The organism is Desemzia sp. AGC72 (assembly GCF_057334175.1).
Map to the genome: position 1 here is coordinate 131939 of NZ_JBHFIG010000001.1, position 12472 is coordinate 144410.

Here is a 12472-nt window from a genome sequence, read left to right on the forward strand (position 1 = left end):
TCCCCGAAAAATAGTTTCGGCGTGATGGGTTTAAAGGGAGTAACCAAATGAGAAGTTGATTAAAATTCTTTTCTAACTGTTTAGAAACCGGTTACACTATCTCGTAATGTGGAACTAGGTGCTGGAGCATGATATCATTTTAAATGAACTTGCTTTAGAAAGTCAATTGAAAGCGAAGGAGGTAACTCTAAATTAGTGGGTTGGACAGAAACGACTCCTGAGTTGTCAAATGATTCATTGAAAAGAATGCTTGAAGCATCTCCGTCAAAAGATTTAAAAAAAGCATTAGACTGGAGCAATCGAGTAAATATCGGTATTGAAGAATTAGCCGGGAAAGATGCTCCGTTCCCTCACGTAAAAGAAGTTTTAGCTAAACTGCATGAATTAGCAGATATCGTGATAGTCAGTTCTGCAAACAGCGGAGCTTTATACAGCGAGTGGGATAGACACAGCTTAATGCCGCATGTAGACACGGTTTATGGACAAGAAGCAGGAACAAAAGCTGCTTGTATTGAAAAACTTAAAGCACATGGATACGCAGATGACGAAATTTTGATGGTTGGCGATGCTCTTGGAGATCTTTCAGCAGCCCTTAAAAACAGCGTATTGTTCTACCCGATTTTATTTGGGAAAGAAACATTCTCATGGAAACGTTTGTCGAATGAAGCCGTCAATAACTTTACGAACAAGACCTATAAAGGTGAATTCCAATATTCTATCATTAACGAATTTGATGAATTATTGAAACAATACTCTTAAATCGTTAACGCATACGACAATAACGATGAGACCATCAAACAAGTCATCGACAAATTAGAAGGCAATCAGAATTCAAAGGCACTCCCAACGAGAATGTATGTACAAATAAATGGTAAGCTAAGCTGTAAGAAGCTGGCTGGCATGAGAGACACGTACTTGGTCAACCAAGCACGTTTTTTTTTGATTTGATTGACAAGTTTACTTGGCAAGTATAAGATGTATTTGACAAGTAAACTTGGCGAAAAGAGGGAATGGGATGGATAAAGAAGAAATATTGAATAAATATCGTTCTGAAAATAATGATGAAGGAAAAAATCATGAAAATAATCATGCTGATGACCAAGGTTTTTACGCACTGTGCTTCTTAGCATTGTTAATAATGATGTATCAAATTTTCAATAACTTGCCATTTGGCGATATAACGGCATTGCTCTTTGCATTTATGGCAACTGGAGGATTTTCACGATATCGTTTAAGAAAAGAAAAGGGTATTTTATATTTTAGTATAGTAAATTGTTTTTTGTGCGCAGCTTTTCTTATCTGGTATGTCTTACAAACTATATAATGGGAGAAATGGATTTGGAAAAGGAAGAATTGGTTTTAAAAAATAATATAAAAGCAGCTAGAAAAGAGAAGCAATTGTCCCAGAGAGAGCTATCTGAAATGATAGGAGTGTCCAGGAATACGATCAGTTCGATTGAAACGGGGCAATTTAATCCTACAGCAAAACTTGCTCTGATTTTATGCATTGCTTTAGACAAAAAGTTTGAAGAACTGTTTTATTTTTAAGAGATTTTACACACGGAGCACACCTTTTTATTCTACTTACTTTTTGTGTTATGGTTAAAAAAGAATCAGATTCGAAGGGAGATTGCATACATGAAAGTATTAGTTGTTGGAGCGAATGGGAAAATAGGGAAACAATTAGTTGATTTGCTGAACGAAAGTGAGACACATTCTGTTCGAGCATTTGTACGAAAAGAAGAACAAGTAAAAGAACTCGAAAGTAAAGGAATCGAAACTCACATGGGTGACTTAGAGGGATCTGTGGGCGATCTGGAAGAGGCTGTCAAAGGAACTGACGCAGTAATCTTTACAGCAGGCTCGGGCGGCAGCACTGGACCAGACAAAACGTTGCTGATCGATTTAGACGGTGCAGTGAAAGTCGTTGAAGCAGCCAAAAATATTGGTGTGGATAGGTTCTTGATGGTGAGTGCATTTGGTGCAGATCAACGTGAAAAATGGAATAAAGAAATCAAATCCTACTATGTAGCGAAATACTATGCGGATAAAGAGTTGATGCAAAGCGGATTAAATTACACGATCGTTCGTCCTGGAGGTTTGACAGATGACCCAAGCAAAGGCAAAGTGGTCGTGTCTGACAATATGCAGCTGACCGATTCGGACGACTGGACGATTCCGCGCAAAGATGTGGCTAAAGTGCTGTTTGAGAGCTTAGAGAATGAAAAAACATACCATAAAGCCTTCGATTTAGTGTCTGGCGAACAGTCGATCGAAGAAGCTTTAGACCAACTATAGAAAAGATCAGTGAAAGATGCTCTATTAATCAATTGGAACATTTTAAAGTATTCACTTGATTAATAGAACATCGCTATTAGTCAAATGGGGACTCAATAACTGCTCACTTGATCAATAGCCCCTTTCTATTAATCAAGTGGAGCTGATTTCATACTTCAATTGACTAATAGACAATTTTAAAGAGAAAAATCTAGGCTGCGAACGTCAATGAGTGTTTGCAGCCTAGATTTTTATTAAATAAACTGTCCATCGGCTTCCATGTCGCGTCCGATCGCCAACAGCCATTCTTCTCTGCCTTTAGGTGCGGTGAATTGCACACCAAGCGGCAGGGCGTCTTTGGTCAAATGAACAGGCAAACTAATTGAAGGCTGCCCGGTCAAGTTGGCTTGCATGCCGAATGGCGTGATCGGCAGGCTCTTACTAAACATGTCCCAAACAATTTGCTGCTGCTCTGTGGAGTCAACTTCAGTGATATTGCGCATGCGCTCCAACATGGTTTCGTCTTGCCATTCTGTCCCGACTTTTGGAGGGCTGTCAGCTGTAGCAGGGGTCAAAAATAAATCGAATGACTCATTAAATCCTGCCATGACTTCTGCAGCCTGATCCCAAGTGTTTAATGTGTTAGAGTAAGCAGCGGCAGAAATAGTTTTTCCAGCAGTGAATAAAACCCATGTGACCAGTTCCATATCGTTGATGGTCAATTTGCGCTGAAGGGCGGATTCGATATTTCCCATCATCGCTGTTGTTTCGCCTGAGTTCATGATGTAATAACTCTTCATCAAATGTACTCCATCGATTTCAGGTGCTTTTTCAACAACTGAATGCCCTTGAGCTCTTAGCCATTCAACGGTTTTCAAAACAGCCTTTTGCGCTTCTTCGCTGACCTTGGAAAGTACAGGAGACTCCAGTGTGTAAGCAATCCTAAACGTTTTTTTAGGTGCATAGTGCAAATGATTCATGTATCCTTCAGCAAAAAGAGGCGTTTGAAAAGCTGCAGCCGGTTGGATAGTTTGCAGTACGTCCATCATGGCGGCAGTATCTCGGATCGATTTGGTCAAAGCAAAACTAATAGAAGCGCCTTGCCAATTTCGACCAGATCCAGGACCGATTGGCGTCCGTCCGCGAGTAGGCTTCAAGCCGACCAGCCCAGTAAATGAAGCTGGAATCCGAATAGACCCGCCTCCGTCGCTGGCACCGGCAATCGGCACCATACCCGAAGCCACAGCTGTTGCGGCTCCTCCGCTAGAGCCACCTGGAGAGTAATTGGTGTTCCAAGGATTGCGTGAAGGACCGTACAATTCGGGTTCAGTAATGTTCTTAAAGCCGAACTCTGGCACATTGGTTTGTCCAATTACGATAAACCCTGCGTCAATCAAAGCTTGAGTGAAATGACTCGTTTGAGCAGCCACAGAATTTTTTAGCAAATTAGACCCCGATGTACTAGGCTCGCCAGCTAAAGATTGCCCTAACCCTTTTACCAAGATCGGAATGCCGCCAAACGGTTTACCGCTGAAGTCTCTTTCTTCCGCTTCTTTTAGTGCTTTTTCTTTACGATGATGGATTACAGCATTTAACGTTGGATTTTCTTTTTCTATAATTTGAAAAGATTGTTCTACCAATTCCTTTGGAGAAATGACTTTATTTTTTAATTGCTCTGCGTAAAATAGTCCGTCTTCTTCACGATTAAGAATGCTCACAAAATCCCTCTTTTCTGAAATTATTCTTGTTTAGTGTAGCATTCCTGATTCGAGAAAAGAACAAAAGGGGCAAAAAACGAGTCAAAAAAAGTGGATACTCAGCCGCTTGCAGCTGCAGACATCCACTATATAAGCAAAGTTGTTTTTAAAGAGTGTACCTAAAAACATAATCATCCATCACAAAACCATTCCCGATGTCCGCGACTTGTTCTCGAATTTGTTCGAAGCCCATTTTTTGGTATGCCGCTATTGTAGGAGTGTTGTATTTATTGACCGTCAACTCGATCGACTGTTTACTTTGATCTGCTGCAACTTCCTTCAACTTTTCAAATAAAAACCGGCCCAAACCTTTACCGCGGGCAGCTTCTGTCAGATAGAATTTGCTCAAGAAAAGACTGTTTTTCTCCAATTCATAGCTGACGTACCCAACATCTTGTCCATCTTCCTGGATCAACCAATAAATTTTCTCGTTTTCTAGATCTTGTTGAATAGCTGGTTCGGACTGTATTGTCTCCAGCATGTAGTGAACTTGTTCTTCACCAATAATGGAAGTGTAATGTTCTTTCCAAATGATACGAGCTAGCTCAGCTAACGCATGTGCATCAGTAGGTTGAGCTGTTTTGATGTGAATCATATGGTAATCATCTCCTTTAAAATGTAGGGTGGGGAATGGATAATCTACTGCCTGACTAACAAAACTTGGTAAAAATAGGAGGAACTTGTTAGAGAGGATCCGTCTCACACACAAGAAAAGAGTGAAAGTCCTGCTCTAAAACGAGCTGCACGAGGCAGCTTACGCGTCTATAAGCTGAAGACCATCCTGTTGATAAAAGGCATCAACTTGATGGCTTCTTCTTATATCCGGTAAGCCAAGCGCCTCGCTCCGCTCTCTGGTCTAAAACGAGCTGCACAGAGCAGGCTTCCTATGATTTCGATTTTACCTTTTTATTGGGAAAAACACCCAATGAAAAGGTAAAATTCTAACTCTACGGAATCCTTAACGCTCTGTTACGCTCTCTGGTTTAAAACGACCTGCAAAAAGCAGCCTATACGCCTATAAGCCAAGATCAACTGTTAGGTAAAAAGCACCTGTCAGTTGATCTTTTCTTCTATTCGATAGGCTAAACGCTTTTCTCCGCTCTCTGCTTTTAAACGAGCTGCACAAAGCAGGCTTCCTATGATTTCGTTTTCACCTTTTTATTGGGAAAAGCACCCAATTAAAAGGTGAAAATCGAACTCTACGGAATCCTTAACGCTTTGCTTCGCTCTCTACGAGTTTCACCAAGAAGTATTTTTTCTTGCCTTTTCGGACTAGGATGAAGCGTTCTTCGAATGAGTCTTTTGGTTTGATGATGGCTTCTACGTCGGTTTCTTTTTCGCCGTTGATAGAGATTGCGCCGTTTTTGATATCTTCACGAGCCTGGCGTCTGGATGGTTCGATGCCTACAACGTCAACCAGCCATTCGACGATGTTGCGTTCTTCTTTTGGTGCTTCGAAAGTCGGCATATTTTTGAATCCTTCTTCGATTTGCTTAGCTGTTAGATCTTTTACTTCACCTGAGAATAAAGCAGCAGTGATTTTTTCAGCATCTGCTAAAGCTTCTTCACCGTGGACAAATAAAGTCATTTCACGTGCCAACGTTTTTTGAGCAGCACGTTTATGTGGTTCGGTTTCTACTTGTTGAGCCAGTGTATTGATATCGTCTTGGCTCAAAAAAGTAAAGTATTTCAAATAGCGGACTACATCACGGTCATCTTGGTTCAACCAGAATTGGTAGAATTCGTAAGGAGTCGTTTTTTCAGCGTCCAACCAGATTGCTCCGCCGGCTGTTTTACCAAATTTGGTCCCGTCAGCTTTCAACAACAATGGAATTGTCAGACCAAATGCTTTCGCTTCAGCACTTTCTTGTTTACGAATGAATTCTAGACCAGCAGTAATGTTTCCCCATTGATCAGCTCCACCCACTTGTAATTGAACATCTTCATTGCGGTATAAGTGCAAGAAGTCGATAGATTGCAAGATTTGGTATGTGAATTCAGTAAAAGAAATTCCAGTTTCTAATCGGCTGGCAACGATGTCTTTAGAAAGCATCGTGTTGACGTTAAAGCTTTTTCCGACATTGCGTAAGAAGTCCAATAGTGTCAATTCGCCTGTCCATTCCAAGTTGTTAACTAAACGAATCGATTTTTCGTCTTTGCCTGCATCAAATAATTTTTGGACTTGAGCCGTTAATTTTTGGATGTTTTCTTCAACTTGTTCAGCGGATTGTAAAACGCGTTCTTCAGATTTTCCACTTGGATCCCCGATAGAACCTGTAGCTCCACCGACTAAAATCACAGGTTTATGTCCAGCTAATTGGAATCGTTTCAAGACCATAAAAGGAATCAAGTGACCAATATGCATACTGTCTCCAGTCGGATCGATCCCGCAGTAGACACCGATTTCTTTTTCTGAGATCAATTCACGCAATCCAGCCTCATCAGTTTGTTGGTTGATGGCTCCGCGCCATTCTAATTCATCAATAATGTTCATGTTGTTTGCCCCTTTTCAATTTTTTGCACAAAAAAAACCCGATGAAAAGAACGTGTCTTTTCATCGGGACGAATGTTAGTTTCCGTGGTACCACCCAATTTGCAAACAAACTTCCATTATAGGAGTTCGCAGCCTCTTCAGTACTAGTATCGCCAGTATCGCGCTTGAGGTTAATCAAGTTGCTCCAGAGTGTAATTCGATGTATTGTGTGTGCTGATTTGCAGCGGCCATCAGCTCTCTATAAAACAGGGACAATACTTCTACTATGTTCCATCATCGCAAAAGTTATTAAGTTAAGTTCAGTATAGAAAATTACCCTCAGAATGTCAATTGCAGAAAAAATAAAATAAATTGTTGACAGCTTTAGTGTACTAAGCATATAATACACATCAAGAGGTGTATTAAGTTAGTAGTACACTATTTTAACTATGGTGTATTAATAGGTTAATACAGAGAAGAAGGGACTGAAACCATGTCAGAGATGTTCAATCAAAGAGAACCGGTCTATTTACAGGTGGTTCGTCATTTCAAAGAAAAAGTAGCATCAGGCGAATTGCAGCCTGGAGAGGAAATGCCGTCCAGAAGAGAATTAGCTAACACATTAGGCATCAATCCCAACACAGTTCAGAGAGCTTTCAAACGAATGGAGGAAGAAAAGTTGTTGTATACAGAAGGAAATATGCCAAGCAGAGTCACAGAAGATCAATCTATTTTAGGTCAAGTCCGATCTGAACTGATGTTGGATGCGGTAGAAAACTTTATTGCGGCTGTTAAGCCAATCGGAGTTACTTTGAAAGAAATACAGGACAAAGTGGAGGAGCAATATCTGCTGGAAGCCAGTCAAAACGGAGGCGACAACGAATGATCGAAGTCAGACAGTTAGAGAAGAAATACAAACGAAGAAAAGTGTTGAACGGAATTTCTTTTACGGCAAATAAAGGAGAAATAACTTGTTTGATCGGAACAAATGGTTCAGGGAAAACAACGATATTAAAAGCAATCATGAATTTGACTCCTCTAGAAAAAGGAGAAATCTTTATTGATGGAAAAGCACTGGATAGAAATACATATGAAACGATTGCGTTCATTCCAGATGCGATAACGATGATGCCTTCGATGACGATTCAAGAAGCAATGGAATTTATGGCTGATTTTTATACGTCTTGGAATCAGGAAAGAGCGACTGAATTGTTGAACTTTTTCAAATTGAGTTCCAAAGATAAAATTTCTCAGTTGTCTAAAGGAAACACGATGAAAGTAAATATGGTTTTGGGATTGGCTTTGGATGTGGATTACTTACTGATGGATGAGCCTTTTTCAGGGATCGATATTTTCAGCCGAGAACAAATAGCGTCAGTATTTGCCAGTAACTTAGTAGAAAATAGAGGCGTTTTGATCACCACTCATGAAATCAGCGATATTGAACATTTGATCGACAAAGCTGTTTTGATTGAGAACGGGAAAGTCGTTACCGAATTCAATGCAGAAGAAATGCGCGAAGAGAATGGCAAATCAGTCGTAGATGTAATGAGAGAGGTGTATCAACCATGAAAAACTTTATCAAATTAGTTCGATTTGAATTCAACCGTTTTGCTCCAGTTTATGCAACGTTAGCTGTTTTAACAGTACTTATCCAATTTGTTGGTGTGTTTGTCACGACAAATAGATATCTAAGATCTATCAGCGAGCAGAAACAATCAGGAATAGTCAATGATAGTGAAATCGTTGCGAATATTGGAAAATTGGGAATGACCGATTTTGTAAACAGTTTATGGTTTTTAGGACCAATCATGTTTTGCGGAGCGGTATTGATGCTTTATAGTATATTCATTTGGTACCGAGATTGGTTGGGGAAAAACACTTTCATTTACCGTTTATTGATGTTGCCGACGCAACGGTTGAACATCTTATTCTCTAAAGTATCAACTATCTTTTTAATGGTCATTGGATTGATTGCTTTGCAATTAGTGCTGCTCTATATTGAAAACAGTCTTTTCCAAATGCTTCTTCCTACAGCTTACTTCAATTATGCCAACTTGAATCAAATCATTCAAAGTTCTTATTATTTAATGATGTTTTATCCAACTTCAGGACTTGTATTTATTTCGAGATACAGTAAAGGATTATTAGGACTTTTAGTGGTTTCCACAATCGTTCTTTTTGAGAGAAGTTACAAGATCAAAGGACTTATTTTAGGCATAGGTTATGCGGTATTAGTTCAACTGATCTTTTATGTTCTTTACTTCATGCAATTCTACAATGTTATGTTGTACCTGTTTGCCAGCGAAGTCTTTTTGATTTCACTTGTACTAACTGTTGTGGCAAGTGCTCTTTCGATTTGGATCAGCTATATATTATTAAATAGAAAAGTAACTGTTTAAAAAACAAAATATACACTGAGGAGTAAAAAAATGAAAAAGTATTGGAAATTGATCACTTTAATAGTATTCAGCGGAATCAGTATCTGCACTTTTTATCTTGTAACAGTTTCTGCTGAAAATAGTTATCCTCAATACACTATCGAGAAACGTTCTGGAGACAAAGGTGCTATTAAAGACTTGATTCTGTCTGCGAGCTCATTTGCTGAAAATAGCGATTATAGCGATATGTTTCAAATCGATGCAGAAGGAACAATAGGAAGCAAAGATGTACCATTTGCTGAACGATTAGATGTGACATACCAACATGACCTTTCAACACAGAGATTATACCGTAACTACCGTGAATTTTTCAGAGGTAAGAGTTGGGATATGTTTAAGTATTATGAAGATAAAGAAACAATTGTTTACGCAAACAACTTATTTACACTGGTTGAAGATTACGATGAGATTCACGACAAATTAGAGATAGCATTACTAGACAAGAAAACAGAAGAAGAATCAGCCTTTGAAGTGGAAGTTCCTAATTACGAAAACTACGATAGTTTTTATGTAGAAGATGTGCAAAAAAGTGGGAACATCCTGCATGTGTTTACAACAAACTACATCGCAGGAGAAACAGAATTATACCAACCGATCACAGAATTGCACGTTTATAAAATCGATTTAGACAGTCAAAAGATCGTAGATGACTTGATCCTAGCACCATCTAACGATGACAATATGGATTACACGTCTTATATCGTCAATATAGGTGCAACTAACAGTGAAATGACGCCGGAGCCCTATATTATTATTTCATCAAACCCTACTGTACAACCAGAGACTGCTGAATCTGGAGTTGAGATCAACTCAGAAGACATTACAATGTTGGCTTACAATGTAGAAACAAGTGAAGTAACAGAATTGGCTGTTCCAAATGAATTCAAAGGCTGGTCTGAGTCGATGTATCCAATGGTAACAAACGTAGAAGATGAGTATATTTACTACACTACGCTCAAAGAAAACGGTTTTGAGATGAATAGATTTAATATAGAAGAAAATACGATGGAACAACCTCAATTAATAGAATTGCCAAGTGAAGTGATGAAGAATTTCCTAACAAATCCTGAAGGTTACGCCACTCCATTAGTCTCTATCAAGGGAAATCAAATTTGCTATGTCAGTACACTGAAAGACAAATCTGGGCATGACATCGGAATAGTTGTCGCTGATTTAGAAAGCGGTCAAGTCTTATACGACGGAACAATTAAAAACAGCGAGAAAATGAATGACGTTTTTAAAGATGTCACTTTGACCATTGACTCATTTGCTTTCTAGTTCTGCAAGCAAAAAACAGCTTTCTACTTTTTGTAGAAAGCTGTTTTTTGTGTTTTAATGAGTTAAAAACGGGTTGGTATTCAGTTCGTCTTCTACGGTTGTAGCATCTCCGTGGCCGGGAAATAAAACTGTGTCTCCTGGCAATGGCGCAATATGTTTATGGATTCCAGCTATCAAGCTTTCGTGGTCGCCATATGGAAAATCGCTTCTTCCTACGCTGCCTTTAAAGATCACATCTCCAACGATCGCAAAGCCATTGTCTTTAAAAATAAAAACCGTACTTCCTGGAGAATGACCTGGAATGTGTTGCATATCAAAGTGGAATTCGCCGATAGAATAAGGACCCATTTCTTCCAGATAAACATCTGCTGGTTTAGTGCTGGCGATATTCTCCATTCCAGGGTGGTTTCCTGAACCATTTTGAGCGGGATCAACCAGCCATTCTTTTTCGATAGGATTTTGATACACCGGTATTTTATAAACATCTCTGATCTCATTCAAAGCTCCAATATGATCGTAATGCGCATGTGTCAAAACGATAGCAATAGGATTCAATTCATTTTCTTCTATCACATTTTTCAATGTGTCCGGTTCTGCACCCGGATCAAAAATGATGGTATCGCGGTTATTGTCTCCGACTAAAAAATAACAATTCTCTTGAAGCTGGCCAACTGTTGCTAAATATAATTCCATTCTTCCTGCCTCCTAAAATCCATTTGTTTTCAGTATAAAGGATTTGCTTGAGGTTGTCTTACAAAAGAGAGGCTGCATAAGAGATGCCTAAGAAATTTGCAATAAACTTTCTATCCAATAAAAAAAGTGCTACAGTTAACTACAAAAGAACTTACTTTGAATTAGTAAATAGAAAATAAAAAAGTAATTATCTTGTAAAAGTAAGCTTTGTTGAGGATAGAGAGGGGAATATTAATGAAATTAAGTGTTTTAGATCAAGCTCCAGTAACTCACGGAAATACCGCTTCTGATGCATTATTGAAAGCAGAAGAGCTGGCGATATTAGCTGACGAGTTAGGTTATGTACGGATGTGGATGGCAGAGCATCATGGCACCGAAAACTATGCTAGTTCTGCTCCTGAAATCACGATCGCTCATTTGGCGGCTAAAACGAAAAACATCCGTTTGGGTACAGGCGGAACGATGATGATGCACTATTCTCCTTTGAAAATGGCTGAAGTATTCAAAACATTGAGTGCTTTTGCTCCAGGAAGAATTGATTTCGGAGTAGGAAGAGCTCCGGGTGGAGACCACGCGTCTATGTTTGCCTTGGCTCAAGGGAATCGTCCGCAGCTGGACAATATGTATGAAAAGTTAGATGTTTCTCTGCAGTTATTGAATGATGAAGTTCCGCACGATGAGCTATACAACAAAACTATTGCCACTCCAAGCCAAATCGTTTTACCAGAGGCATGGCTTTTAGGCTCTAGCGGAAGCAGTGCTGTTCAAGCAGGTCGCAGAGGAATCGGTTATTCATATGCGCAATTCTTTACTGGCTACATGGACAAAGGAGTTCTAGACCAATATCGGAATTCATTTGAACCCAGTACCTTTATGGAGAAACCTGAAATCAATGTGGCTTACATGGTGACAGCTGCGGAAACTACGGAAGAAGCTGAGTATGAAGCCTTACCGCAAGATATTGTTCGTTTATGGATGTCTCAAGGGAAAATGGGGCCGATATTGACTCCTGAAGAAGCTCAAAATTTCCCGCTGACAGAAGTAGACCGAATGAATATCCTAGAAAGCCGTTCCCAACATATTGTAGGATCTGCTAAAGAAGTCGCAGCGGAATTGACACGCCAACAAGAACATTACGGCTTTGATGAAGCTATGATCTGCAGCATCCCGCATTCACAAGAAAAACGACTAGACACTTACCGCCTATTAGCGAAAGAATTGCTATAAGAGCAAATGAATACTGAAGAATAAGCGAAGAGCCGCGTGTTTTTCGCTTATTTTTGAGTATGAGGTGGTATTTTGATTCAAAGCTGATTACCTTTTCGGCCATCAGGAGGACTTTCTTTCACTTCATGGCTGGAAATGGCCAAGATGCTGGCCATGATGAACTGAATTCTGTAGCTCATGGCTATTTTCAGTTGTCTCCTCGGCCATGAGCCTTCACATTTTATCGCTCATGGCCGAAACACAACCTAAACAAGGAAAAACACTGGGTGAAAGTCTTTAATTAAGATGCGCTTTTAGGTAATCATCTTTTTCTGCTACAAGAGAGG

Annotated in this window: 13 protein-coding genes and 1 other annotated feature; of the genes, 9 read left to right on the top strand and 4 right to left on the bottom strand. The window is 39.5% G+C overall.

Annotation, left to right across the window (positions count from 1 at the left end; all coding sequences use genetic code 11):
• Positions 1-195: 195 nt before the first annotated feature.
• From ACE025_RS00600 to ACE025_RS00615, 4 genes are all read left to right on the top strand, one after another.
• The gene (locus ACE025_RS00600; protein ID WP_485936398.1) at positions 196-759 is read left to right on the top strand and encodes an HAD family hydrolase; all 564 of its coding nucleotides are present in this window, start codon (positions 196-198) and stop codon (positions 757-759) included.
• 256 nt (positions 760-1015) lie between these two features.
• Positions 1016-1324, top strand: a complete 309-nt coding sequence (locus ACE025_RS00605) for a DUF6442 family protein (protein ID WP_485936400.1) — start codon at positions 1016-1018, stop codon at positions 1322-1324.
• A gap of 8 nt (positions 1325-1332) precedes the next feature.
• A complete protein-coding gene (locus ACE025_RS00610) occupies positions 1333-1548 on the top strand; it encodes a helix-turn-helix transcriptional regulator (RefSeq protein ID WP_485936402.1) in 216 nt (71 codons plus the stop codon).
• Positions 1549-1638: 90 nt separating this feature from the next.
• Positions 1639-2298 (top strand): SDR family oxidoreductase, encoded by a 660-nt coding sequence (locus tag ACE025_RS00615; protein ID WP_485936404.1) that lies wholly within the window; start codon positions 1639-1641, stop codon positions 2296-2298.
• Positions 2299-2531: 233 nt separating this feature from the next.
• Here the strand turns inward: ACE025_RS00615 and ACE025_RS00620 are convergent, their stop codons facing one another.
• The 3 genes from ACE025_RS00620 to tyrS all read right to left on the bottom strand — a co-directional run bounded on the left by ACE025_RS00620 (position 2532) and on the right by tyrS (position 6528).
• Complete coding sequence (locus ACE025_RS00620) at positions 2532-3995, bottom strand: amidase (RefSeq protein WP_485936406.1); 1464 nt, start codon at positions 3993-3995, stop codon at positions 2532-2534.
• Between the two features lie 145 nt (positions 3996-4140).
• A complete protein-coding gene (locus ACE025_RS00625) occupies positions 4141-4629 on the bottom strand; it encodes a GNAT family N-acetyltransferase (RefSeq protein WP_485936408.1) in 489 nt (162 codons plus the stop codon).
• A 615-nt stretch (positions 4630-5244) separates the two neighbouring features.
• Complete coding sequence (tyrS, locus tag ACE025_RS00630) at positions 5245-6528, bottom strand: tyrosine--tRNA ligase (protein WP_485936410.1); 1284 nt, start codon at positions 6526-6528, stop codon at positions 5245-5247.
• A 61-nt stretch (positions 6529-6589) separates the two neighbouring features.
• Positions 6590-6814: a binding site (T-box leader), on the bottom strand.
• Positions 6815-7000: 186 nt separating this feature from the next.
• Between tyrS and ACE025_RS00635 the strand changes: the two genes are divergently transcribed.
• Genes ACE025_RS00635 through ACE025_RS00650 form a run of 4 tightly spaced genes read left to right on the top strand, consistent with a single transcriptional unit; the run spans position 7001 to position 10226 of the window.
• Positions 7001-7393, top strand: coding sequence for a GntR family transcriptional regulator (locus tag ACE025_RS00635; protein WP_485936412.1), 393 nt, complete (start codon positions 7001-7003; stop codon positions 7391-7393).
• Entirely contained in the window at positions 7390-8079 is a 690-nt protein-coding gene (locus tag ACE025_RS00640) for an ABC transporter ATP-binding protein (RefSeq protein ID WP_485936414.1), read from the top strand. Before ACE025_RS00635 ends, ACE025_RS00640 begins: the two co-directional genes overlap by 4 nt.
• Positions 8076-8909: a hypothetical protein gene (locus ACE025_RS00645; RefSeq protein ID WP_485936416.1), complete on the top strand. Its 834-nt coding sequence runs from the start codon at positions 8076-8078 to the stop codon at positions 8907-8909. Before ACE025_RS00640 ends, ACE025_RS00645 begins: the two co-directional genes overlap by 4 nt.
• 30 nt (positions 8910-8939) lie before the next feature.
• On the top strand, positions 8940-10226 hold the full coding sequence (locus tag ACE025_RS00650) for a hypothetical protein (RefSeq protein ID WP_485936418.1): 1287 nt from the start codon (positions 8940-8942) through the stop codon (positions 10224-10226).
• Between the two features lie 54 nt (positions 10227-10280).
• Here ACE025_RS00650 and ACE025_RS00655 read toward each other — a convergent pair whose 3' ends face one another.
• Complete coding sequence (locus ACE025_RS00655) at positions 10281-10919, bottom strand: MBL fold metallo-hydrolase (protein WP_485936420.1); 639 nt, start codon at positions 10917-10919, stop codon at positions 10281-10283.
• Between the two features lie 234 nt (positions 10920-11153).
• Here ACE025_RS00655 and ACE025_RS00660 point away from each other — a divergent pair, with 234 nt between their 5' ends.
• A complete protein-coding gene (locus ACE025_RS00660; protein ID WP_485936422.1) occupies positions 11154-12146 on the top strand; it encodes an MsnO8 family LLM class oxidoreductase in 993 nt (330 codons plus the stop codon).
• Positions 12147-12472 lie beyond the last annotated feature (326 nt).